This window comes from Paenibacillus sp. RC84, assembly GCF_041260495.1.
Classification (GTDB): Bacteria; Bacillota; Bacilli; order Paenibacillales; family NBRC-103111; genus Paenibacillus_F.
In genome coordinates this window covers 486,552-509,562 of record NZ_JBGBYL010000001.1, presented here as the reverse complement: position 1 = coordinate 509,562, position 23,011 = coordinate 486,552, and the positions used below count along the sequence as shown (strand labels likewise).

Below are 23,011 nucleotides of genomic sequence, written 5' to 3'. Positions count from 1 at the left end.
GTGTTGTCTATTCGTTTGTTTCCGTCCAGGCGATTTTGCCGCCTACCATCGTCAGCACCGGCCAGCCTTTCAGCTTCCAGCCCGTGAACGGCGTGTTGCGGCTCTTGGATAAAAATGCCGCCGGATCCACTTCTTTTTCGGTTTCCAGATCGACCAGTGTAAGGTCCGCGTCGCTTCCAACCTGCAGCCGTCCGGATTCCAGTCCGAACACTTCGGCCGGTTTGGAAGTCATCCGTTCGATCAGGAAGCCCAGCGACCATTTGCCCGTCGCGACAAACTTTGTATACAAGAGCGGGAAGGCCGTTTCGAAGCCTACGATCCCGAAAGGCGCAAGCTGCATGCCTTTGGCTTTCTCTTCCTCGCTGTGCGGCGCGTGATCGGTCACGATGATATCGATGGTGCCATCCTCCAGCGCCTCGATCACCGCTTCCACGTCCCGCTTGGAGCGCAGGGGCGGGTTCATTTTCCAGTTGGCATCCATGCCCGGAATATCTTCTTCGGAAAGGAGCAGGTGATGCGGGCATACTTCCGCCGTCACCTTCACGCCGATTTGCTTGCCCAGCCGGATCAGCCGTACGGATTGCTCCGTGCTCACATGGCAGACGTGATAGTGCACGCCCGTCGCTTCCGCCAGCAGGATATCGCGGCCTACATGGATCGCCTCCGACTCGTTCGGTATTCCTTTAAGCCCGTTCTTATCGGCGAACGTCCCTTCGGAAACCGGCGCTCCGGCTACCAGCGTCTCGTCCTCGCAGTGTGCGACGATCGGCATGCCGAGTTCAGCCGCTCGCTTCATCGCGTCTTTCATCATCTGGGCGCTCTGCACCCCGACTCCGTCATCCGTAAACGCCACGACTCCGGCGTCTTTCAAGGCTTCGAAATCGGTGAGTTCGCGCCCGAGTTGGTTGCGGCTGATGCATCCGTAAGGAAGAACCTTCACACCGTTTCCTTCGTTCTCCGCTTTGCCCTGGATGAGCTTGACCGTTTCGACGGTATCGATAACCGGCTTCGTATTCGGCATGCAGGCGATCGTGGTGTAACCGCCCCGTGCTGCCGACCGCGTTCCGCTTGCTATCGTTTCTTTGTGTTCGAAACCCGGTTCGCGCAAATGCACGTGCATATCGATAAAGCCCGGAGAAACCAGCTTGCCCGCCGCTTCTATAACCTCATGTCCGGTTGTGTCCGGCTGCTCCTGTCCGTCTGTGACCGCCGCGATTTTGCCGTTTTCCACAAGCACATGCCCCGTCGTTTCCTTACCGGAGGCGTCCAGCATTTTTCCGTTTAAGATCCACATTCCCATGCCGTTGTCCTCTCCTCTATAGAAAAGCGGTTATTTGCTCTCGCCGTTGCCGCTTCTGATTTATATGTTCAACTTGTCCAAGCCGTTCCCGTTTGCCGGCTGTTCTTACCGTTCCCTGCCGACCTGCTTTAGCTGAGTGTCCGTTCGATTACAGCCATGCGGATAGGTACGCCGTTATGAATCTGGGTAAAAATCTTGGAGCGGGCGTGTTCCACCAGCTCGTCGTCAAGCTCCACGTTCCGGTTGACCGGAGCCGGATGCATGACGATCGCGTGCGCCGGCATCTGCTGCAGCCGGTTCATCGTAAGCCCATACTTGGCGCGGTATTCTTCGGCCGAAGAGATCATGCCCTTCTCGTGCCGTTCCAGCTGGACCCGGAGCATCATGACCACGTCAGCCTGCAGCGCTTCTTCCATCGATACGTATGGAGCGTAAGCGGACAGCTCGGGCGCCTGCATGTTGGCCGGTGCGCAGAACTTGACGTTCGCTCCCATCTCACGGAGCGCCCACAGATTGGAGCGGGCCACGCGGCTGTGCAGAATGTCTCCGATGATGGAGACGGTGAGCCCCCGCAATTCGCCGAAGTGGCTGCGCATGGTGTACAGGTCGAGCAGCGCCTGCGTCGGATGCTCGTTGTTTCCGTCCCCCGCGTTAATCAGGGGGACGCTGATTTTCTCCGCGAGTTCGGCCAGCAGACCGACCGGCTTCAGCCGGATCACTCCCGCGTCGATTCCCATCGATTCGAGGGTCCGGACCGTGTCGTAAATCGACTCGCCTTTCTGTACGCTCGATTCCGCCGCGGAGAAATTAAGCACCTGGGCTCCCAGTCTTTTCTCCGCCATTTCAAAGGAAAAGCGGGTCCGCGTGCTGTTCTCAAAGAAGAGATTCGAAACAAAAGTCCCCTTCAACCGGGTCGTCACTTTATCCGGATGATTTTCCCAGAAATCCGCCCGGTCCAGGATCGCTTTAATTTCAGACGCGCTGACCCCTTTCAGACCGATGAAATGGTTCGCTGTATGTGATTTAACGGCTCCCATCATTCGTTCCCCCTCTGCTGCTGGATAATGACCACTCGGTCATGTTCGTCTACTTCTGTCAGGTGAACTTCGATTTTCTCAAGCTTTGAAGTCGGCACGTTCTTGCCCACATAATCGGGTCGGATAGGCAGTTCCCGGTGTCCCCGGTCTACGAGTACGGCAAGCTGGATCATCTCCGGTCTTCCGAGGTCAATCAGGGCGTCCAGGGCAGCCCGCACCGTGCGTCCCGTAAAGAGCACATCGTCGAACAGGATGACTTTCTTGCTCTGAATGTTCAGATTGTCTCCGTCCGGCACCGTATCCACGGACCGCACTTTCACCCGGTCGTCGCGGTAGGAAGTAATATCGATCTCCCCGACCGGAACCGGAACGCCTTCGATTTCCTGAATCCTATCCGCCACCCTCTGGGCGAGGTAGATGCCCCGTGTACGGATTCCGATCAGCATACAGTTGCCGACCCCTTTGTTTTTCTCCAGTATTTCGTGGGCAATCCGGGTCAGAGCCCTTCTTACTGCCATTTCATCCAGCAGCACATGCATATGTTCGCTCATGTCGACTGCCTCCTTCTGTCGGGTACGCGTTTCTCGAATTTCGGCCATAAAAAAAACCTCCTTGCTCAGAAGGCAAGAAGGTTAGCGCATGTGCAGAAACAGACGGGTGCTTGTAACCGAAGGAAGTTGCAGCTAACCGCCGCAATACGCTCTCCCCCGGAGTCTGCTCCTGCTTAAACGTTGACCTTGCCAGCCTCTCTGGACTGATTTTAAAGGTACCCTATTCACTTGAAGCCCATTATCCCACTTTCGACAAAAGAAGTCAACCGTAAAAAAAACATGCTTTTACGCATTTCTCCGCGTGTTTGCCCCCGTTATTTTGACTCTGTCCTGCGTATCCTGTCGTTTTTTCGGACAATCTATCGCGTAAGCGCTTTTCATCTGCTATGATGATAAAGATAACGTACCCCAGGAGGAGTGGAAGTATGACACAGATGAATACCGAAGAAATTATCCAGTTTATTAAGACCAGCCAAAAGAAGACACCCGTGAAAGTATATGTAAAAGGAAACCTGGAAGCCGTTGATTTCGGAACGGGCATCCAATCCTTCATTTCCGGTAAAAGCGGTGTCCTGTTCGGCGAGTGGACGGATATCCAAGCCATTATCGAATCCAATCAGCAGAACATAGAAGATTACGTAGTCGAGTCCGACCGCCGCAACTCCGCCATTCCTCTTCTCGACCTGAAAGGCATTAACGCGCGTATCGAGCCTGGCTCCATCATCCGCGACAAAGTCTCCATCGGCAACAACGCCGTTATTATGATGGGCGCGGTTATCAATATCGGCGCTTCCATCGGCGAAGGCACGATGATCGACATGAACGCCATCCTCGGCGGACGCGCTCAAATCGGCAACATGTGCCACATCGGTGCCGGAGCGGTTGTAGCCGGAGTGATCGAGCCTCCTTCCGCACAGCCTTGCGTAGTCGAAGACGATGTTCTTGTCGGCGCTAACGCCGTTATTCTCGAAGGCGTACGCATCGGTCAAGGTTCCGTCGTGGCCGCGGGTGCCGTTGTAGTGGAAGATGTGCCTGAATTCACGGTCGTAGCCGGTACGCCTGCCCGTGTCATCAAGAAAGTCGACGACAAAACGAAATCCAAAACGGAAATTTTGAAAGAGCTTCGCGAGCTGTAAACAAGGCGGGTTTTCCGTTCACGTTCCGCTTGTACATAAAAAGAACAACACCGGCATGCGCGCATCCTTCCTGAAGGCAGGCGGACTGCCGCTGCTGTTTGGCCCAGCGCTTCCGGCGCCGGGCCCTTTTTCAATCCAGCGGATGTACATTCAAACGAAAGAAGGAGAGAACGACTGTGACCAGCCCGTTTATTGAACTGCGGCGCCAGCTTCACCGGATACCCGAGCCGGGTTTCCAGGAATTTAAAACCCAGCGCATGCTCCTCGATTATTTGCAAACTCTACCCCAGGAACGGATGGAAATCCGCACGTGGCGCACCGGCATTCTGGTGTATATCAAAGGGACGAATCCTTCCAAACGCTTCGGATACCGGGCCGATATGGACGGCCTTCCGATCCCGGAAGAAACCGGCTATCCGTTTCAGTCCGAGCACCCCGGATATATGCATGCCTGCGGGCATGATGTGCACATGTCCATCGGCGCCGGTCTTGTGACGCAGTTCGCTCAGCGCCCGATGAAAGACGACCTCGTCGTCGTGTTCCAGCCCGCGGAAGAAGGTCCCGGAGGAGCGCTGCCTATGCTGGCCTCCGCCGAACTAAGCGACTGGATGCCGGAGCAGATGGTCGGCCTTCATATCGCGCCGGAGTATCCCGTCGGCACCATCGCGGTCAAACCCGGCATCTTGTTCGCCAATACGTCCGAGCTGTTTATCGACCTTAAGGGCAAGGGAGGCCACGCGGCGTATCCGCATCTCTCCAACGACATGGTGGTCGCCGCTTCCCAGCTTGTCGGGCAGCTTCACACCATTGTGTCCCGCAACATCAATCCTCTCGACTCGGCCGTTGTCACGATCGGCAAAATGAGTGCGGGCACCAAGCAGAACATCATCGCCGAGAACGCCCGGCTGGAAGGCACGATCCGCACGCTCTCCGCCGAATCCATGCAGCTGATTAAAGCGAGAATCGAAGGAATCGTTCGCGGTATCGAATCTTCATTCGACTGCACGGCGTCCATTGATTGGGGCTCCAATTACCTTCAAGTGTATAACAATGAAGCGCTGACGCTGGAATTTATGGACTGGCTTCAAAAAACGGATACAGCCGCTGGAGTCGGCGTGTCTGGCGGTTCCTTAGCTGACAAACCTGCAACCGGCACCGTTTACGGCTCTGAATCTGCCGAAGCTGGCCAAGCGCAAGCAGACAGCCCTTCCTCCTGGTCCGAGCCTCAGATCCCCGTCCGTCTGTACGAATGCACAGAGGCGATGACGGGTGAGGATTTCGGTTATTTCTTGGAGAAAATCCCGGGCTTTATGTTCTGGCTGGGCGCCGAAACGCCTTACGGCCTCCATCATTCCCGCATTGAACCCGATGAAAGAGCCATCGGTGTAGCCATCCGGACGGTGGACAGCTACCTCCGCTGGAAATCCGCACAGTCCGGTTAAAAAAATCCCCTTTATCTCCCCTCTGCCAGGCAGCGGGTCGGATAAAGGGGATTTTTTATAGGCACGCGGCGGGAAGTCAGCTCCGGTCTAGTTCGCGGATGAAGGCCTCCAGCCGGTCCAGCGCTCCGTCGAGTACCTCCTGCGAATACGCGTACGACAGCCGGATGTAACCTTCGCCCAGCGGTGAAAACGCGTCTCCCGGAACGACCGCGACCCGCTGCTCTTCCAGCAGCCTGTAAGCGAACTGTTCCGAACCGAGCCCGAACCGGGCAATTGAAGGGAACAGGTAGAAAGCGCCCTGCGGTTTAACGGCCTCCAGTCCCATCGCCTGGAGCCGGCCGTACACGTGCTCCAGCCTGTTCTCGTAGGCCTGGCGCATCGGAAGAGCATCGTCACGGCCCGCGGTGAGCGCCTCGACAGCCGCATACTGAGAGATGGAGCTTGCGCAGGTGACGTTGTACTGGTGCACCTTGACCATGTGCTGGGTCAAGGCTTCCGGGGCAAACGTAAAACCGATCCGCCAGCCCGTCATGGAATGGGATTTCGACAAGCCGTTGATTACGATCGTCTTCTCTCTCATGCCCGGCAGGGCGGCAATGGAAGCGTGCTCGGCTCCGTACACCAGCTCGCTGTAAATCTCATCGGAAATGACGTAGAGGCTCCGGCTTCCCAGAAGAGCTGCCAGCTCGGCCAGTTCCGCCTTGGTCATGATCTGCCCCGTCGGATTGCTCGGATAGCCGAGAACGACGCAGCGTGTTCGCTCCGTCAGATGAGGCTCCAGAGCGGCTGCGGTCATCTTGAACTCGTAGGGCCGCGTGTCCACATAAACGGGCACTCCGCCGCACAGCCGGATCAGCGGTTCGTAGCCCGGATAAATCGGCCCGGGCAAAATAACTTCCGCTCCCGGCGTCAAAATAGTCCTTAGCGTAATGTCGAGCGCCTCGCTTGCCCCCGTCGTCACGATGACTTCGCTGCCCCCGTCGTAAGACAGCCCGTATTTGGAGCCGACAAAGTCCGCCGCGGCTTTTCTAAGCTCCGGAAGTCCGGCATTGGGCGTGTACACCGTCCTGCCTTCCTGTAGCGCTTTCTGCGCGGCTTCCACAATATGGGCGGGCGTCGGAAAGTCCGGCTGTCCCATCGTTAGAGCCAGTGCGTCCGGCATTGCCGCGACTTTATTCGCAATTTTACGGATACCCGAAATTTGAATTTCTTTTACCTGCGGATTAATGATTGGTTGCATACCTAGTGCTTCCCCTCTCCAAAGGTTCGCTTAGTTTTAAAAAAGAGGGACCGGCTTCCGCCTGTCCCTGATTGTCCTTACAGATTGCGCAGGCGGTGCAAAAGATCCGCCATATCCTCCGGAATCGGCGCCTCGAATTCGAGCCGTTCTCCTGTCCGCGGATGGGTAAAACCGAGAATCTGCGCGTGAAGCGCTTGACCGTCCATGGTCATCCCCTTGCTGCGGCCGTAGGACGGGTCTCCGACAAGCGGATGCCCGATGAACTTGAGATGGACCCGGATCTGATGAGTCCGGCCCGTTTCAAGTTTAAGCTCCACCAGCGTATACCCGTCAAACCGCTCCATTACGGCAAAATGCGTGACCGCGTGTTTGGAGTTTTTGTCCGTCACGGTGTACAGCTTGCGGTCATAGCTGTCCCGGCCGATCGGGGCGTCAATCGTTCCGTGGTCGTGCTGCAAATTCCCGTGGACAAGCGCCACATATTTGCGGGTCACGCTGTGCTCCTTAAGCTGCCCGGCCAGACTTGCATGGGCCTGATCGTTTTTGGCGATCATCAGCAATCCGGAAGTGTCCTTGTCGATGCGGTGAACGATGCCCGGTCTCATAACCCCGTTGATGCCCGACAAGTCTTTGCAGTGATGCATCAGCGCATTCACAAGCGTACCGCTGTAATGACCGGGAGCCGGATGCACCACCAGTCCGCGCGGCTTGTTGATCACGATGACGTCCCCGTCTTCGTAAACGACATCCAGGGGGATGTTTTCCGCGGCGATATCCAGCGGTTCGGGATCGGGAATGGCAAGATCGACGACCTGCCCTTCGGACAGCTTGTAGTTAGGCTTTACGTTCCGGCCGTCCACCCGGGCATGACCGTCTTTAATCCACTGCTGAATTTGCGTACGCGACACTCCGTCCAAGGCATCGGACAGAAGCTTGTCGATTCTCTCGCCGTTTTGCTCGGCCTCGACCTGCCAGCGCGTCGGTTCGCTTTCCGTTTCATCCATTCCGTTTTGTTCCAACTCATAGTTGTTTTGTTCGCTCATGATGCCGTCCCTCTTTTTTCATTTTTCCAGCTGATGATCGAATCGATAAAAATCAGAATGACGCCGATGACGATCGCGGAGTCCGCCACGTTGAAGATCGGATAAATGTAGTCGACCGCTTTGCCGAAAAAGGAAAACTGAAAATGCAGTTGAAGGAAATCGACAACTTCGCCGAAAAGAAGACGATCCAGAAAATTTCCTACCGCGCCTCCCAAAAGCAGCGCCAGCGCCAGCGACATCAGCTTCTGCCCGGCTTTACGGGTCCTGTTGAGATACAAAACGACTCCAACGACGATTATCAAAGTAGCCAGGATGAAAAACCAGCGCTGGTCCTGCAAAATTCCGAAAGCGGCGCCGCGGTTGCGGTGCGAAGTCAGCTGGAAAAACTCGCCGATCACCGGAATGGAGTCATGAAGCGGAATGTTTTTAACCACGAGCCATTTGGTCCCCTGATCAATCAAAAACACGATAAGTGCAAGTAAATAATAATACAAACGGGATTCCTCCTCTGACGACGGCTTAGTCGCGTGTCGCCCGTTAAACGTTTGGCTGCGGTGCTTTCATTTTCCACACTAAAAAAGGTGGTCTTCGTAAACCCTATTGCTGCAGGCCACCTTCCGAAGGGAGATGTACCCCCATGCATATACTGACTTCCAATCAAACGGATCAGCTCAGGCAGCAGCTTCTTATTGAAAAAAAAGAACTTAAAGAGCAGTTGGAGCTCGACGAACACTTCGGAATGTCCCAGGCCATGGGCGAGAACACCGGAGAGTTGTCCACGTACGACAATCATCCCGCCGATCTGGGAACGGAAATGTTCGAGCGGGAAAAAGACATCGCTCTGTTGGAAAACGCCGAGCGTCATCTCGATCAGGTCAATCTCGCTCTGGAAAGGTTAGCTGCCGGCACCTACGGGATTTGCATCGAGTGCGGCAGAACGATTCCCTACGAGCGGTTAAGCGCTATTCCGACAACTCAGTACTGCCTGGAACATGTGCCGAACCGGCACGCATCCGACAGAAGACCGGTGGAAGAAGAATTTCTCGCCCCGCCTTTCGGACGGACCAGTCTGGACGAACGCTCGGATCAGAACCAGTTTGACGGCGAAGACGCCTGGCAGATCGTAGAAAGCTGGGGCAATTCCGATTCTCCCGCCATGGCGGAAGATCCGAACGTAGGCGATTATAATGCCATGTATGTCGAGGCAGACGAGCTTGACGGGTATGTGGAGCCCTTCGAAAGCTTCCTTGCCACCGATATTTACGGCAATCATGTATCCGTTATTCGCAATAAAGCCTATCGCTCCTATATGGATAATCAAGAAGGAGATCCTCTTCTCGAGCCCGATTATACATCGGAAGAAACGCAGAGCTGAACAAGCGGCTCTGCGTTTTCCTTTGTAACGCGCCCGATTAATAAAACCGGCGCCCTTCCAGCTGAAACTGGACATACTCCACAAGGTCCGCAATGTAGGTGCCGATAATGGGCAGGTTCAAAGCGCCCAGAGCTTTCAGTGCGTAGAGGATGGTACCGGCGAATACGGTAATGCCGAGACCGAGCCCCACTCCTCTGGAAATCCCCGCTATGAGATTCGCGAAAATGAGCCTGCGCGGCTTATTCATCAGCGTCACGTAATCGGCAATTTGCGTCCGTTCGATATTGGCCGCTATTTCGGTTACTTTCTCATGGATATGATGAATGAGCCGCTTTTCCTCATCGCCCGTGAGGGCGGCGTTGTTTGGCAAATCCGGGTGCTCAAGCTCCGCATGCTCCTCCGGAGCCCGGGCCTTAACGGGTTGGTTCCGTTCGTTCCGTTCTTCGTTCAGGTTATCCATGAAATCGCTCCTGCAGATTTGGTATCCCCTATCTCCACACGGCGGCGAATTCCATTACCTGGGCTGCGTTATTCGAGGCGGGAAACTACTTCCGCACATCTTGCGCACAGAGTCGGGTGTTCTTTGTTCTGCCCAACTTCCGGCGTGACTATCCAGCAGCGTTCGCATTTCTCTCCCTCGGCGACGGATACCTGCACGGCAAGATCCTGAGCCTCGTAGCTTCCTTCCGGCGCTTTCTCGGACGGATTATGCAGGGTGGCGGCCGAGACGATGAAGAGCGTATCGAGCTTGTCGAAACCGCTGAGCAGCTTGAACGCCGCATCGCTCGGGTACAAATCAACCGCAGCGCTCAACGAGTTGCCGATTGTTTTGTTCTTGCGCGCTTCTTCCAGCGCTTTAAGCACTTCGTCGCGGATATTCAGGAAGCCGTCCCACTTCTGTTCCAGCTCCTGATTATACACATCCGTCCGGATTTCCGGCAGTTCGCTGATCTGTACGCTGTCCAGCTCCACGCCGGGGATGTATTTCCACACTTCGTCGGCCGTATGCGGCAGGATCGGCGCAATGAGCTTCGTGATAGCAAGCAATGCGTCGTAGAGAACCATCTGCGAAGCTTTGCGGGCGGAATCGTCGGCCGCGTCCGCGTACAGGCGGTCTTTGATGATATCCAGGTAGAACGAACTCATCTCCACGGCGCAGAAGTGATGAACCGCTTGATAGACGACATGGAACTCATATGCGTCATAAGCTTTGGTTACTTTTTCCGTCATTCTGTTGAGGCGGATAACCGCATACTGGTCCAACTCGCTCATTTGGGCGAAATCCACACGGTCCTTCACCGGATCGAACTGGCTCAAATTGCCCAGCAGGAAACGGAGCGTGTTGCGGATTTTACGGTACACTTCCGTAATCTGGCTCAGGATGTTGTCGGAAATCCGCACGTCGGACTGATAATCCACCGAAGATACCCACAGACGCAAAATGTCGGCGCCAAGCTTGTTGCACACTTGACTCGGATCGACAGTGTTGCCGAGCGACTTGGACATTTTGCGGCCTTCTCCGTCCAGCGTAAAGCCGTGGCTCAAAATCCCCTTGTACGGGGGCTGGCCTTTTACCGCCACGCCCGTGATCAGGGAGGAGTTGTACCAGCCGCGGTACTGGTCGGAACCTTCCAGATACAGATCGGCCGGCCACTGCAGTTCGGGACGCTTGGCCAGCACTCCCGCATGGGAGGAACCCGAATCGAACCAGACGTCCATGATGTCCGTCTCTTTGCGGAACTCGCCATGGCCGCATTCCGGGCAGGAAAGGCCTTGCGGCAGAAGCTCCTTCTCCGTCAGCGTGAACCACGCGTTGGAGCCTTCTTTTTCGAACAGTTTGGCCACATGCTCGATGGTCTCATCGTTTACGATCGGATGATTGCAGCTGCGGCAGTAGAAAATCGGAATCGGTACACCCCACACGCGCTGGCGGGAAATACACCAGTCTCCGCGGTCCGCGATCATGTTGTGAAGACGGATCTCCCCCCAACTAGGCGTCCATTTGATTTTTTTGATTTCTTCCAGCATTTCATCGCGGAATTTATCAATGGAAGCAAACCACTGCTCCGTCGCCCGGTAAATAACCGGCTTTTTCGTACGCCAGTCATGCGCGTATTGGTGATTGATGGAGGAAGCGTGAAGCAGGTGTCCGCTGTTTTCCAGCCATTCCAGAATCGTTTTGTTTCCTTTTTCGTAGAAAACGCCTTCCAGCCCCGGCGCTTCCGCCGTGAAATGTCCTTGATCGTCCACCGGACAAAGGACGCCGATCTTGTATTTTTGCCCGACGATAAAGTCGTCCTCACCGTGGCCGGGAGCGGTATGAACGCAGCCTGTACCGGCTTCCAGCGTAACGTGCTCGCCCAGCATGACAAGCGACTCTCTGTCGTAGAACGGATGCTTGCAGGTCACGTTCTCCAGCTCGCTTCCTTTGACCGTGGACACGATGCTGTAGTCCGTCCAGCCGATTGCCTTCGCAGCCGATTCCAGCAAACCTTCGGCCAGCACGTATTTTTTGCCGCTCACTTCCACGACAGCGTACGTAAAATCCGGGTGAACGGAGATGCCCAGATTCGCCGGGAGCGTCCAAGGTGTCGTCGTCCAAATGACGAAAGCCGCATCCTGAGGAAGCTTGCCTTTGCCGTCCGCTACATCGAAAGCGACATAAATGGACGGAGACGTTTTTTCTTTGTATTCGATTTCGGCTTCAGCCAGAGCGCTCTCCGAAGAAGGAGACCAGTACACCGGCTTCAGGCCTTTGTAGATGTAGCCTTTTTTGACCATTTCACCAAAAAGCCGGATTTGCTCGGCTTCATATTCCGGCTGCAGGGTGATGTAAGGATGATCCCAGTCTCCGCGGATTCCGAGGCGCTTAAACTGTTCCTTCTGCCGCTCCACCCACTGGAGCGCGTATTCTTCGCAGTATTTGCGGAATTCGGCAACGGACATCTTTTTGCGGTCCACTTTGCCGCTGTTGGCGATAGCCTGCTCGATCGGCAGTCCGTGCGTATCCCAGCCCGGAACATACGGCGCATCATAGCCCTGCATCGTTTTGAATCGGACGATAATATCCTTAAGAATCTTATTCAGCGCATGGCCGATATGAATGTCCCCGTTGGCGTACGGAGGTCCGTCGTGCAAAATGAACTTCTCCCGCCCTTTGCGGCTCTCCTGCACTTTCGCGTAAATATCGTTTTCTTCCCAATGCGCCTGCATCTTAGGCTCTGCCTGGGGCAGGTTACCTCTCATCGGAAAGTCCGTTTTCAGCAGTTGCAATGTTTTTCCGTAATCCAAATCATTCACTCCCTAGTCTTAGTACGCTGATCCCTTCCGGGACAATTCCCTAGCTCTCTAAAATGCAAAAAACTTCTCCATCCCAAAAGGGACGAGAAGTTAAGCTCGCGGTACCACCCTTGTTAGACCGTTCCGGCCCGCTGCCATCCCCTCAAACAGAAATCCGGTTCCCGCATGAAAGAAATGACGACCGGTTGTCAGTCTCACTCGACGAATCGATAACGGAATTACCCGATGCTCCCTACTTCGCTTTTCAAGAGACGCTCCTGGGGGATTTTCGTCCGCTGCAGAGATTAGGCTCACACCCACCCTAACTCGCTGACACTGCTGTACGGAATACTTGGCCCAGTCATCGCTTTACGAAAGATTCAGTTACCCGAAGTATATCGAATCCGGGTCTGGTAGTCAATGAAACCCGTTCTTGGAAGCCGATTACTTCTCGAGTTCAAGCACCTTGTCGTGATCGAGTGTCTTCCAGCCTTCATCCTGAAGGAGTTCCAGCTGCGCTTCGAGCAGAGTGCGGAAGCGTGTGCGGTAAATGCTCGCCTGCTTCTTTAGCTCTTCGGTTTCCATCGAAACTTTACGGGAACGCGTCAACGATTCGTTGATAATCCGGTCGGCGTTCTTCTCCGCTTCCTTGAGTACAAGCTGCGCTTCTTTCTTCGCGTTGTTCCTCACTTCGTCGGCGGCTTCCTGCGCGACAATAATCGTTTTGCTCAACGTTTCTTCAATATTGGAGAAGTGATCCAGCCGTTCCTGCAGCGCCAGAATTTGGTTTTGGAGCTCTTTGTTTTCACGGATAACGGCCTCGTAGTCCTTGATGACCTGGTCCAGAAATTCGTTCACGTCATCTTCGTCATACCCGCGGAAAGAGCGCGCAAATTCTTTATTATGTATATCGAGTGGTGTTAAGGGCATGGTGCACCTCCTAGAATGTTAACCGGTGGAGAGTTTGTACGGTTCAGTTAAGAAATAGAATTTCGACAGAAAAGCGAAAAATCCTTTATTCCTCGCACTTAAAAATAGGTTAAACGTATTTGCCCACTTTCATGCGGGTTCTGCCTTTCTTCGTCACTCCTTCTATTTCCAGGACACGAAAACGCCCAAAGCCCTGCAAAGAAACGACGTCGCCTTCCTGCAGGGGGACGCTCGGATTCTCTTCGGGCTTCCAGTTCACTTTGCATTTGCCGGCTCCGATCGGAATGAGAACTTTGGCCCGGCTTAATCGGAATACATCGCTTACAATTCCATCCAGACGGAGAGAAGCTACGGACAGCGACATCTCCTCCAGTTTGACGGCGGACGGTCTCAACTTATCGATCGGCAAAATCTCGGTCGTCACATGGACGCGATGCACTTGGCTGAGATTGAGATGAAGATAATCGGCCGCTTCTTCCGCCACGACGAAATGGCAGCCCTGTTCGGATACGTTAATATCCCCTACCTTGTCCCTTTTCATGCCGAGCGCCAGAATCGCTCCCATATAGTCGCCGTGACTAAGCGCCTGGAACTTGCTGTCACCGGATTCTACGGACAGGACTCTCAGCCCCATATCTTCGCCCGAGAGATCCAGGTAATCCGGCCCGAGAATCGCTCTCTGGCGTTCCGCATCCGGGTACCCGCCATCCAATCTGCAGTTCACGTCGGGGTTGCGGTTAACCAGTGTACGCAGGATAAAAGCTTGCCGGGGATCGAGAAAGTCCGTCCGCTTCACTTTGTGATGGGCGGCGTTCTCGACCCACTCCTGGGCCCGGTCCACGAAAGCATGCTCATCGGGATGGAAATGCCCGTAGATATCTTTAGCCACTAGAATATCCTCAAAATGTAGCCGACCACGACTTTGAGGCCTGCGACGACGAGCCAGAATACGCCCATGGCAACGATCGGAGAAATATCAAGCGGGCCGATCGGCGGGATAAAGCGGCGGAATGCGCTCAGATATGGCTCCACGAGTTTCGCCAGCAGTTCGCCGATAAAGCTCTCGCGAGCATTCGGGAACCAGGAAAGCAGCACGTAACCGAAAATCATATAAAAGTAAATTTGGGCCAATGTATCAATCAACCCGTAAATGTTCATGACCAACCGCTTTCACCTCAACCTTTTTGTCCACTGCTAAGCTTCATGCAAAAAATCTGAGATCGATCCCTGAATTTCTACGGAATCCGGGGCGCACAGGAAAATATTCGGTCCGATCTTGGAGATCGATCCGTTCAACGCGTAAACGGTCCCGTTCAGGAAATCGAAAATCCGTACCGCTTGTTCGGGACGAACCCGCTGCAAATTTACGACGACGGTCCGGCGGGAACGCAGATGATCCGCAATCTCCTGGGAATCGTCGAAAGAATGAGGCTCGTGAAGCACAACGCGGCTGTTTTTCTGCGAATGAATGCTCACAATGTTATTTTTACTCTGTTTCGTACGTTGTTCCTGCACCGGGGTTTCAGGTTCTTCGGGAGTTTCTACAATTCTTTCCCGTTCTACAACCTCTTCTTCTTCCTGCAGTCCGATAAAATTCATAAATTTATTCATAACGCCCATCCGACGCTCCTCCTCTGTGGAAAAGATGGTATTGATTCAAGATTTTCCGACAAGTACGGTACCTAAACGCACCCAAGTTGCGCCTTCTTCGATCGCCACTTCAAAATCTCCCGACATCCCCATGGACAAATGCCGCAAAGGTTCCGGCAGAATCCGCTCGGCGTTAAGCGCGTCCCTCAGCTCGCGCAGCTTCCTGAATACGGGCCGGGTCGCTTCCGCTTCGGCCTCCAGCGGAGCCATCGTCATCAAGCCGACGATCTGAAGATGGGGGTACTGCTTCAAATCCTTCGCGAAGGATTCCAGCTCTTGCGGGGGCAGTCCGTATTTGGACTCCTCACCGGATACGTTCACTTGTATAAAACATTTGACGGAAAGATCCCGTTTGGCGGCCTCTTTCTCCAGCTCTTTGGCCAGCGAAGCACGATCCAGAGAATGGATATACGCGAATTTCCCTATAATGTCCTTCACCTTGTTCGTTTGCAAATGCCCGATAAAATGCCAGTCTCCCCGGTCTCCGAGTGCTTCCCATTTTTCTTTGGCATCCTGCCAGCGGTTCTCTCCCACCTGTGTTAACCCATGGTCAAGAGCTTCGCGCGTGGCGTCCAGAGATACATATTTCGTAACCGCGATCACGTTTATGTCTTCAGGGCTGCGGCCGGACCGCCGGCAAGCCGCCTCAATGCGGTGGTGCACATCTTCAATACGCGCCTGCAAATTCATCAGCAGCGGTTCACTCCCTCCATGCTGTCTGTGTGTTGTCGGGCCGGATTAGTCGTTTCTGAGACCAATCCAGGCTGCCATACGCCCGGTCGAACCCCCTTCTTTCCGATGGGAAAAGAACAAATCGGTCGAACAGCTCGTACATAACTCTGTTACTTCTATATGCGACGACAAAATTCCTGCTTTCTCAAGAAATTGTCGGTTGCATTCCTGCAAATTCAAGTGATATTTGCCTTCTTTACGGGGGATAACGACAGTTTCCGTCTGTTTTTTGGAAATGCCGGTATCCAGATGGCTCTCGTAAACGCGGCCCGCGACATAATCATCCACTTCGTAACAACAGCCGCCTATGGAAGGGCCGATTACGGCATACACGTCTTCCGGCCTGCTTCCGAAGGAGCGGGTCATCGAAGCAAGCGCAGCCGCTCCGATATTCTGGACCGTTCCTTTCCAGCCGGCGTGGGCGATTCCTACGACCCGGTTCACCGGGTCGATCAGATAAATCGGAACGCAGTCCGCGTACAAGGCGCAGAGCATGATCCCTTTTCTGGCGGTAATAAACGCGTCCTTGTCCTGAATCGCATCGGCACGCGATATACGTCCGCTTCCCACCTGCTCCTTTTCGATGACTGCTACCTCTTTGCCGTGCACCTGTTCGCCGAACGTGAGCGCTTCAAAGGGCACTCCGAGCGCTGCGGCAAGTCTCCTCCGGTTCTCGACGACATCCTCGTCCGCATCGTTTACGTGCAGGCCCAGATTAAGCGAATCGAAAGGAGCCGAACTCACTCCTCCGTGACGCGATGTAAATCCGGCCTGAATGAAAGGAAAACGTTCCTGAAGCCTTTCCAGCACAAAAAGCTCCGGTTCACCGGAATTTGATTTCTCGTATACAAACGGTTCCACTGCTTGTCCCCTCCGTATCCCCGGCCTACAGCGGCCTTCTCTGCTTGTTCAAGTTTACCATATCGGTCATAAGACGACAAAAATTGGCGGTGCGGCAGGTATGAAAAAGGGGCGTCTCCGTTTTATAGCGTCTGCTTTATAACGAAGCGCCCGTAAATACGGCCATCCTCATATCTACTTCTATTACCCCCGTGAGCTGCGGTTGTAATCAGCGGAATCGCTCTCCTCGACGGCCCGGTAGGTTTTCGCTTCATCCAGTTTGACCAGAACGACATCGGCTCCGATTTTGACGATATTTTTCCAGGGAATGATAAGATCCGTTCCTCCCCCAAACAAGCCGAAAAACTTGCTGCTGTTCGGAACGACAATGGAATCGATCCGGCCTTGGCGGAGTTCAAGCTCCAAATCGCTGATCTGGCCCAGTTTTTTACCATCCACAATATTAATAACGTCTTTCGTTTGAAAGTCGGATATTTTCATCTGCTTACCCCACGCTTTCAGGTTATTCGCCCGTTCGTTCTAGTATATGAGGGACACGGCCAAAATGTCCTGCAAAACCAAGAAAAGCGTTTCCCGGGGTCCAACCGGAAAAGCAGGCATAACAAAAAGCCCGGAATCCGGGCTTTCGATAGATGTGCGAGCAAGTAAATCGGGCAGGCGGTGATCAATCAGCTTTTGACATGTTTCTGCATCTGGGTGATCGCCGATTTCTCCAACCTTGAAACCTGCGCCTGCGAAATTCCGATTTCATCGGCGACTTCCATCTGGGTTTTGCCTTCGAAAAAGCGCATCGACAAAATCATTTTTTCGCGGGAGCCGAGCTTTCTCATCGCTTCTCTCAACGCGATTCCTTCAATCCACGACATGTCTTTGTTGCGTTCATCGCTGATCTGATCCATCACATAAATCGGGTCCCCGCCGTCGTGGTAAATCGGCTCAAACAGGGAAACCGGGTCTTGAATCGCGTCAAGCGCAAACACGACATCTTCTTTGGGCACGTTCAGCACTTCGGAAATTTCGTAAATCGTAGGCTCGCGGGAGTTTTTGTTCGTTAAACTGTCGCGGACCTGAAGCGCTTTGTATGCGATATCCCGCAAAGAACGGGAGACACGAATCGGATTGTTATCCCGCAAGTATCTGCGTATTTCTCCGATGATCATCGGCACCGCATACGTTGAAAACTTCACGTTCTGGCCCAGATCGAAGTTATCGATCGCTTTCATCAGGCCGATGCAGCCCACTTGAAAAAGGTCGTCGACAAACTCGCCGCGGTTGTTGAAACGCTGAATCACGCTGAGTACCAGTCTCAGGTTGCCATTGACCAGTTTCTCTCTTGCGGATCGGTCGTTCTTCGTCTGCAGATTGGTGAACAGCTCACGCATTTCCACATTCGTCAGAACAGGAAGTTTGGCGGTATCGACACCACATATTTCGACTTTATTTCGGGTCACGGTGATTTACCTCCCAAGGAGAAACATTACTGTTAATTATCTCCGCGACCCGTGTTTTTATGCGCTGTGAAGAGCGTGTCTCCCCCCTTGACAAGTGCCCGGATGCTTGCTCTCTCCTGCCGCTGTTGGCCCGTATTCGCTTTCAGTTTCCGATAATTTTTTTAAAAGAAGGCAGATATGTCTCCCGTTCGGAAGGATTATCCGGTACTTCCTTAAAATCGTATGGAAAAGTCATACTAAAAAGCCTACCACACAAGTGATAGGCTTTTGCTTAAACCATTTTATTAAACTCCTTGCGCAGCCGTTTGATGATCCTCTTTTCCAGCCGGGAAATATAGGACTGGGAAATGCCGAGCTGATCCGCAACGTCCTTCTGCGTTTTCTCCTCACCGTCCTGGAGACCGAAACGAAGCTCCATGATCGTTCGCTCCCGGTCCGTCAGCTTATCGAGCGCTTTATGCAGCAGCTTGCGGTCCACCTGCTCTTCGATGTTGCGGTAGATGGTATCGTTCTCGGTGCCCAGCACATCGGACAATAACAGCTCGTTTCCGTCCCAATCGATATTGAGCGGTTCGTCGAACGACACTTCTGTCCGTATTTTGCTGTTGCGGCGGAGATACATCAGAATTTCATTCTCAATGCAGCGTGACGCATAAGTCGCCAGCTTGATTTTTTTCTCGGGGTCGAACGTATTCACCGCTTTAATCAGACCGATCGCTCCTATGGAGACCAGATCCTCGATGTTAATGCCCGTATTTTCAAATTTGCGGGCTATATAGACAACCAGCCGGAGGTTGCGTTCAATCAGCATGGCACGGATGGCCGCGTCGCCGGAGGGCAGTTTTCCAAGCAAATATTCTTCTTCTTCCCGCGTCAACGGAGGAGGCAGTGCTTCGCTTCCTCCTATGTAATAAATTTCTTCACCTTTCAGACCGAAAAAGATAAGAATCTTGTAATAAAAAATTAGCATCTGCAATTTCCATTTGACCCGCATAACCGCTTCCTCCCACTCATAACCTTTCTTTAGCCGGCAGCAACCAGCGTCGGATGAATAATGGCATGATATGCCCCGTCACCGGAGAGTTGACCTCCGTCCAGTCCTACAAGTACTTTCGTCGTTTCCACTTGACCGCTGCTGTACGTGATGACCACCTTGTCGGGTTTAATCGCCAGCATGAACTGCGTATTCCGGTTTACTCCCCGGTAAGGCACCAGCCGCAGACGATCCTGCCATACGAAATCTTCTTCCGTACCTATCGCCGTGATAATCTGTTCCACCTCGGCTGCGCGGATTCGTCTCAACCACGATTCCGGCAGCATACTCCCAAGCTGCGAAGCCTCCATGACCATCACCGGGGTCCGCGTCAGCGGATCGTAGAGCTGGTTGCCCGTATCGATCAAGCCTGTACACCGGAAATCCGCACCGTCCACGATCACACTTACTTCCGCCAGATGGACGGCCAGTTCTTCCTTCTTCTTTACTCCCGCCATCACCAGTCTGTGCAGCACCAGAGAACCCGCTCCTAACACGATGACTGCCCAAGTCTCGATCCGGATATTAAACCTCGCCGCACCCGTTTGGCTGAACAGAAGCCCGTTCATCACATCGCCCGATGTTTGAAACACGTAGTTCAGGCCGAAAACGCCCCCCGCCGCTACAAAGTTGACTACATAGAAGGTGCCTGTGTTGCGCAAAAAGCGCTGCAAGCTGCCATAGCCGAAAGCAATCCATACCATACAGAGAGACATGATGATCTTTGCCGCAAAAGTAAACAAGAACGACAAGGAAGGTACGAACATGAGCAGTACATAAGATCCGCCCAGCGCAGAGGACAGCAGCAGTTTCCAAGGTTTGAAAGATAATCGTCGCGTCCGTGCGGTCACTAGTAAAACGGCGGCATCCATGACGACATTCACCAGGAAAATCAGATCCGCGTATACGACCAATTTTCCTCACCCCCAAGCGGATGAGATTAGTATATTAAAAGACGAATTCAAAGTCTGTCTAATCGTGCCGGAGCCCGCCAACTATTTTTGTCGCATAGTGGGGAAAAGAAAAAAGCCGTCACAACCGACTTAAGGTCGGTTGTGACGGCTTTTCCGGGAGAGCCCGTCTTGCTGCTCTCCGCCTATACCATTCCGTTAGCGGAATTATTTGTCGAGATTGTTGCGTCCGCGGTTGCGCAGGAACGTCGGTACTTCCAGGTCTCCCGGTTGACCGCCGAACGGCCGCAGATTGTTCACACGCTGCTGAGTTTCGGCAGGTGTCTCCTGCTGCTGCTGTTGCTGCACGCCGCCTTGACGGCGGTTTTGCGGTTGTGGAGGCTGCTGCTGTTGCGGCTTGTCCTGGAATCCGGTAGCGATAACGGTAACCATAATCTCTTCTTTGAGATTCTCGTTGATGACCGCACCGAAAATCATATTCACTTCAATGTCGGAAGCCGAAGCAACGATGTCTGCAGCTTCGTTTACTTCGTAGAGGCTAAGATTTGTACCGCCCGTGATGTTCATCAAAACCCCGCGAGCACCCTCGATGGAGGTTTCAAGCAGCGGGCTCATAATGGCTTTCTTGGCGGCTTCGGCGGCACGGTTCTCGCCTGTCGCTATACCGATACCCATAAGAGCCGAACCACGCTCGGTCATAATGGTTTTTACGTCGGCAAAGTCAAGGTTGATAAGACCCGGCACGGCGATGAGGTCGGAAATCCCCTGTACCCCTTGACGAAGGACGTTATCCGCTTCGCGGAACGCTTCCAGCATAGGCGTCTTCTTGTCTACAATCTCAAGGAGACGGTCGTTTGGAATAACGATCAGCGTGTCCACTTTTTCTTTGAGCGCTGCGATGCCCTGTTCAGCCTGAGCGGCGCGTTTGCGCCCTTCGAATGTGAACGGGCGGGTTACGACACCCACCGTCAGCGCGCCGCACTCTTTCGCGATTTCCGCGATAACCGGAGCAGCACCCGTACCGGTTCCCCCGCCCATACCTGCGGTTACGAATACCATGTCCGCGCCTTTGAGCGTGTTCATAATTAAATCGCGTGATTCTTCAGCGGCTTTCTTCCCCACATCGGGGTTGGCGCCGGCTCCCAAGCCGCGCGTTAATTTATCACCAATTTGGAGCTTGTGCTCCGATCTGGCCTGATGAAGTGCCTGTGCATCGGTGTTGACCGTAATGAACTCGACACCTTGCACTCCATTCTCGATCATCCGGTTAACTGCATTACTGCCGCCGCCGCCCACACCGATGACTTTTATCTGGGCCAATTGTTCCATATCCAGATCAAATTCAAACATAGCAGTCAATGTCCCCCTAACTTAACTTTCCGTGAGCTGTAAGCTCAAAATGGGTAACGCGCCTGTCGGCACGGTAATCGTAAGAGCTCGCACATGGCCCGAACATGGTTCTGAAGCGTATCTGTGCGCGTGTCCCCCTGGTTGCAGGCTGCAGAGCCAGTGACGGGACACTTGTATCCATAACCGGGAAAGATGCATTCAGAAACAGCAGAGCTCGTCCCGTTAGATAAATTCCTTAAGGAAATTTTTGACTTTATCGAACCAGCCAGGGCTCGCTTCAGTCTGGGGTGTTTTGACACTGGCAGGTTTGTTGGCCGTTTGCTTCTTGGGCGCCGTAACCGGGCGGTTACGCAAAAATTTGCAAACAAACTGGATGATCCCTACTCCGCTCGTATAAGCCGGGTCGCGGACACCGATGTAATCGGGCACTGCGATACGTACGGGAGCAGCCAGCTCTTCCTGTGCAATGACAAGAGTCCCCGGCAGGGACACGGTACCTCCCGTGAGGACATAACCTCCGGCGGGATCACTGTATCCTAACCGGCTGGCTTCTGCGCGAATCAGATGGAAAATTTCCTGAACACGGGGTTCAATGATATTCGCCAGATCGACCTGGGAAAATTCCTTATCTACCTGACTGCCGATCCGGTTTACTTTAAACACCTGATCCGGCGCGGAATCTTGAATCGTCGCGCAGCCGTATTTAAGCTTGATTTTTTCCGCAATATCCATTTGGGTGCGGAGCCCGATTGATATGTCGTTGGTAATGAAATCGCCGCCGATAGGCAGCGTGGATGTTGCGACAAGATTGCCTTGATCGAAAACGGCAATCGTTGTCGAACCTGCTCCGATATCGACCAGTACGGTTCCTATCGACTTCTCGTCCTTGGAAAGCGCAAGCTGTCCGGAAGCCAGAGACATCAATATGAGTCCTGCCACCTTAAGTCCGGATTTCTCAACAACGCGAAGCAGGTTATGTATGCCTGTTTTGGCTCCGGTAATAATCGTGGATTCGACTTCAAGTCTGACCCCGATCATTCCTCTTGGTTCGTGTATGCCTTCCTGGCCGTCCACTAAGTATTGGTTAGGTACTACTCCGATAATTTCGCGCTCAGGAGGCAGCGCTATGACTCTAGCCGCTTGTATAACCCGTTCGATGTCTTCTTCGCCGATTTCGCGGTCTTCATTGGATACGGCCACAACACCGTGGCTGTCCTGAAGCGCGATGTGGTTTCCCGTAATCCCGACGTAAACATCAGAAATTTGTATGCCCACCATACGTTCGGCATGATCGATCGCGGATCGGATCGATTGAACGGTCTGGTCGATATCAACGATGGCACCTTTGCGGATGCCTTCCGAGTCGGCTGATCCTACCCCTATTATATTAATGGTTCCGTTTACGACTTCCCCAATAATAGCACGAACTTTGGATGTACCGATGTCTAAACTAACAATGATGTCATTGTTGCTCAAGCTTTGGCACCTCCTGTTAAATGAAATCAGGGCACAGCCCGTCTGCTTTCTACTTATTCAACATGACGGCTGGTTTCCCTCTTTATTTCCGCATTTTTTTTGTGAACGCTGTATTTCCTCTTTTTTTGGTCCTAAACCGGGTAAAAATAGAATACCATAAAATCAATTCTAACACTAATTTAATAGGGTGGGTAGTAATATTTTCCTGAGAAAA

General features: G+C 53.4%; 23 protein-coding genes and 1 other annotated feature. Of the genes, 3 read left to right on the top strand and 20 right to left on the bottom strand.

What is annotated here, in order from left to right; translation table 11 throughout:
* Window positions 1-7: 7 nt before the first annotated feature.
* From ABH899_RS02285 to pyrR, 3 genes are all read right to left on the bottom strand, one after another.
* Window positions 8-1,300, bottom strand: a complete 1,293-nt coding sequence (locus tag ABH899_RS02285) for a dihydroorotase (protein ID WP_369993623.1) — start codon at window positions 1,298-1,300, stop codon at window positions 8-10.
* A gap of 128 nt (window positions 1,301-1,428) precedes the next feature.
* On the bottom strand, window positions 1,429-2,340 hold the full coding sequence (locus tag ABH899_RS02280) for an aspartate carbamoyltransferase catalytic subunit (RefSeq protein ID WP_369993620.1): 912 nt from the start codon (window positions 2,338-2,340) through the stop codon (window positions 1,429-1,431).
* The gene (gene pyrR / locus ABH899_RS02275) at window positions 2,337-2,888 is read right to left on the bottom strand and encodes a bifunctional pyr operon transcriptional regulator/uracil phosphoribosyltransferase PyrR (RefSeq protein ID WP_369993617.1); all 552 of its coding nucleotides are present in this window, start codon (window positions 2,886-2,888) and stop codon (window positions 2,337-2,339) included. The genes ABH899_RS02280 and pyrR overlap by 4 nt, the downstream gene beginning before the upstream one ends.
* Before the next feature lie 425 nt (window positions 2,889-3,313).
* Here pyrR and dapD point away from each other — a divergent pair, with 425 nt between their 5' ends.
* Window positions 3,314-4,024 carry a 2,3,4,5-tetrahydropyridine-2,6-dicarboxylate N-acetyltransferase gene (gene dapD, locus ABH899_RS02270; RefSeq protein WP_009671804.1) on the top strand — a complete coding sequence of 237 codons (711 nt, stop codon included), beginning with the start codon at window positions 3,314-3,316 and terminating at the stop codon, window positions 4,022-4,024.
* 176 nt (window positions 4,025-4,200) lie between these two features.
* The gene (locus ABH899_RS02265; RefSeq protein ID WP_369993612.1) at window positions 4,201-5,466 is read left to right on the top strand and encodes an N-acetyldiaminopimelate deacetylase; all 1,266 of its coding nucleotides are present in this window, start codon (window positions 4,201-4,203) and stop codon (window positions 5,464-5,466) included.
* Window positions 5,467-5,542: 76 nt separating this feature from the next.
* On the opposite strand, the gene ABH899_RS02260 is transcribed toward ABH899_RS02265, so the two are convergent.
* The 3 genes from ABH899_RS02260 to lspA all read right to left on the bottom strand — a co-directional run bounded on the left by ABH899_RS02260 (window position 5,543) and on the right by lspA (window position 8,243).
* Window positions 5,543-6,706 (bottom strand): aminotransferase A, encoded by a 1,164-nt coding sequence (locus tag ABH899_RS02260; RefSeq protein ID WP_369993609.1) that lies wholly within the window; start codon window positions 6,704-6,706, stop codon window positions 5,543-5,545.
* Between the two features lie 77 nt (window positions 6,707-6,783).
* Window positions 6,784-7,749 carry an RluA family pseudouridine synthase gene (locus ABH899_RS02255; RefSeq protein ID WP_369993606.1) on the bottom strand — a complete coding sequence of 322 codons (966 nt, stop codon included), beginning with the start codon at window positions 7,747-7,749 and terminating at the stop codon, window positions 6,784-6,786.
* Window positions 7,746-8,243: a signal peptidase II gene (lspA, locus tag ABH899_RS02250; RefSeq protein WP_009671789.1), complete on the bottom strand. Its 498-nt coding sequence runs from the start codon at window positions 8,241-8,243 to the stop codon at window positions 7,746-7,748. The genes ABH899_RS02255 and lspA overlap by 4 nt, the downstream gene beginning before the upstream one ends.
* Window positions 8,244-8,386: 143 nt before the next feature.
* Between lspA and ABH899_RS02245 the strand changes: the two genes are divergently transcribed.
* The gene (locus ABH899_RS02245) at window positions 8,387-9,124 is read left to right on the top strand and encodes a TraR/DksA C4-type zinc finger protein (protein WP_369993604.1); all 738 of its coding nucleotides are present in this window, start codon (window positions 8,387-8,389) and stop codon (window positions 9,122-9,124) included.
* Between the two features lie 37 nt (window positions 9,125-9,161).
* Here ABH899_RS02245 and ABH899_RS02240 read toward each other — a convergent pair whose 3' ends face one another.
* The 14 genes from ABH899_RS02240 to ftsA form a co-directional block, all read right to left on the bottom strand.
* Entirely contained in the window at window positions 9,162-9,584 is a 423-nt protein-coding gene (locus tag ABH899_RS02240; protein WP_369993602.1) for a DUF5665 domain-containing protein, read from the bottom strand.
* Between the two features lie 68 nt (window positions 9,585-9,652).
* Complete coding sequence (gene ileS / locus ABH899_RS02235; RefSeq protein ID WP_369993599.1) at window positions 9,653-12,415, bottom strand: isoleucine--tRNA ligase; 2,763 nt, start codon at window positions 12,413-12,415, stop codon at window positions 9,653-9,655.
* Between the two features lie 84 nt (window positions 12,416-12,499).
* Window positions 12,500-12,777 (bottom strand) — a binding site (T-box leader).
* A gap of 70 nt (window positions 12,778-12,847) precedes the next feature.
* Window positions 12,848-13,333 carry a DivIVA domain-containing protein gene (locus ABH899_RS02230; RefSeq protein ID WP_369993598.1) on the bottom strand — a complete coding sequence of 162 codons (486 nt, stop codon included), beginning with the start codon at window positions 13,331-13,333 and terminating at the stop codon, window positions 12,848-12,850.
* A 109-nt stretch (window positions 13,334-13,442) separates the two neighbouring features.
* A complete protein-coding gene (locus ABH899_RS02225) occupies window positions 13,443-14,222 on the bottom strand; it encodes a YlmH family RNA-binding protein (RefSeq protein WP_369993596.1) in 780 nt (259 codons plus the stop codon).
* Window positions 14,222-14,497 carry a YggT family protein gene (locus ABH899_RS02220; RefSeq protein ID WP_009671841.1) on the bottom strand — a complete coding sequence of 92 codons (276 nt, stop codon included), beginning with the start codon at window positions 14,495-14,497 and terminating at the stop codon, window positions 14,222-14,224. The genes ABH899_RS02225 and ABH899_RS02220 overlap by 1 nt, the downstream gene beginning before the upstream one ends.
* 30 nt (window positions 14,498-14,527) lie before the next feature.
* Entirely contained in the window at window positions 14,528-14,953 is a 426-nt protein-coding gene (locus ABH899_RS02215; protein ID WP_009671786.1) for a cell division protein SepF, read from the bottom strand.
* Window positions 14,954-14,989: 36 nt separating this feature from the next.
* On the bottom strand, window positions 14,990-15,673 hold the full coding sequence (locus ABH899_RS02210; RefSeq protein WP_218228414.1) for a YggS family pyridoxal phosphate-dependent enzyme: 684 nt from the start codon (window positions 15,671-15,673) through the stop codon (window positions 14,990-14,992).
* Between the two features lie 48 nt (window positions 15,674-15,721).
* Window positions 15,722-16,576: a peptidoglycan editing factor PgeF gene (gene pgeF, locus ABH899_RS02205; RefSeq protein ID WP_369993594.1), complete on the bottom strand. Its 855-nt coding sequence runs from the start codon at window positions 16,574-16,576 to the stop codon at window positions 15,722-15,724.
* Window positions 16,577-16,759: 183 nt separating this feature from the next.
* On the bottom strand, window positions 16,760-17,056 hold the full coding sequence (locus ABH899_RS02200; RefSeq protein WP_009671822.1) for a YlmC/YmxH family sporulation protein: 297 nt from the start codon (window positions 17,054-17,056) through the stop codon (window positions 16,760-16,762).
* Between the two features lie 188 nt (window positions 17,057-17,244).
* Window positions 17,245-18,027 (bottom strand): RNA polymerase sporulation sigma factor SigG, encoded by a 783-nt coding sequence (sigG, locus tag ABH899_RS02195; protein WP_009671832.1) that lies wholly within the window; start codon window positions 18,025-18,027, stop codon window positions 17,245-17,247.
* Between the two features lie 271 nt (window positions 18,028-18,298).
* Window positions 18,299-19,021 (bottom strand): RNA polymerase sporulation sigma factor SigE, encoded by a 723-nt coding sequence (sigE, locus tag ABH899_RS02190; RefSeq protein ID WP_217557866.1) that lies wholly within the window; start codon window positions 19,019-19,021, stop codon window positions 18,299-18,301.
* A 29-nt stretch (window positions 19,022-19,050) separates the two neighbouring features.
* On the bottom strand, window positions 19,051-19,974 hold the full coding sequence (gene spoIIGA, locus ABH899_RS02185; RefSeq protein ID WP_369993591.1) for a sigma-E processing peptidase SpoIIGA: 924 nt from the start codon (window positions 19,972-19,974) through the stop codon (window positions 19,051-19,053).
* Between the two features lie 204 nt (window positions 19,975-20,178).
* Window positions 20,179-21,321, bottom strand: coding sequence for a cell division protein FtsZ (gene ftsZ, locus ABH899_RS02180; protein ID WP_369993588.1), 1,143 nt, complete (start codon window positions 21,319-21,321; stop codon window positions 20,179-20,181).
* A 222-nt stretch (window positions 21,322-21,543) separates the two neighbouring features.
* Window positions 21,544-22,797 carry a cell division protein FtsA gene (gene ftsA, locus ABH899_RS02175; protein ID WP_009671845.1) on the bottom strand — a complete coding sequence of 418 codons (1,254 nt, stop codon included), beginning with the start codon at window positions 22,795-22,797 and terminating at the stop codon, window positions 21,544-21,546.
* Window positions 22,798-23,011 lie beyond the last annotated feature (214 nt).

Excerpts from the sequence above, each read along its gene's own strand:
- ABH899_RS02285 (WP_369993623.1), bottom strand. The coding sequence starts at position 1,300 with ATGGGAATGTGGATCTTAAACGGAAAAATGCTGGACGCCTCCGGTAAG.
- ABH899_RS02280 (WP_369993620.1), bottom strand. The coding sequence starts at position 2,340 with ATGATGGGAGCCGTTAAATCACATACAGCGAACCATTTCATCGGTCTG.
- pyrR (WP_369993617.1), bottom strand. The coding sequence starts at position 2,888 with ATGAGCGAACATATGCATGTGCTGCTGGATGAAATGGCAGTAAGAAGG.
- dapD (WP_009671804.1), top strand. The coding sequence starts at position 3,314 with ATGACACAGATGAATACCGAAGAAATTATCCAGTTTATTAAGACCAGC.
- ABH899_RS02260 (WP_369993609.1), bottom strand. The coding sequence starts at position 6,706 with ATGCAACCAATCATTAATCCGCAGGTAAAAGAAATTCAAATTTCGGGT.
- ABH899_RS02255 (WP_369993606.1), bottom strand. The coding sequence starts at position 7,749 with ATGAGCGAACAAAACAACTATGAGTTGGAACAAAACGGAATGGATGAA.
- ABH899_RS02245 (WP_369993604.1), top strand. The coding sequence starts at position 8,387 with ATGCATATACTGACTTCCAATCAAACGGATCAGCTCAGGCAGCAGCTT.
- ABH899_RS02240 (WP_369993602.1), bottom strand. The coding sequence starts at position 9,584 with ATGGATAACCTGAACGAAGAACGGAACGAACGGAACCAACCCGTTAAG.
- ABH899_RS02230 (WP_369993598.1), bottom strand. The coding sequence starts at position 13,333 with ATGCCCTTAACACCACTCGATATACATAATAAAGAATTTGCGCGCTCT.
- ABH899_RS02215 (WP_009671786.1), bottom strand. The coding sequence starts at position 14,953 with ATGGGCGTTATGAATAAATTTATGAATTTTATCGGACTGCAGGAAGAA.
- ABH899_RS02210 (WP_218228414.1), bottom strand. The coding sequence starts at position 15,673 with ATGAATTTGCAGGCGCGTATTGAAGATGTGCACCACCGCATTGAGGCG.
- ABH899_RS02200 (WP_009671822.1), bottom strand. The coding sequence starts at position 17,056 with ATGAAAATATCCGACTTTCAAACGAAAGACGTTATTAATATTGTGGAT.
- sigE (WP_217557866.1), bottom strand. The coding sequence starts at position 19,021 with ATGCGGGTCAAATGGAAATTGCAGATGCTAATTTTTTATTACAAGATT.
- ftsZ (WP_369993588.1), bottom strand. The coding sequence starts at position 21,321 with ATGTTTGAATTTGATCTGGATATGGAACAATTGGCCCAGATAAAAGTC.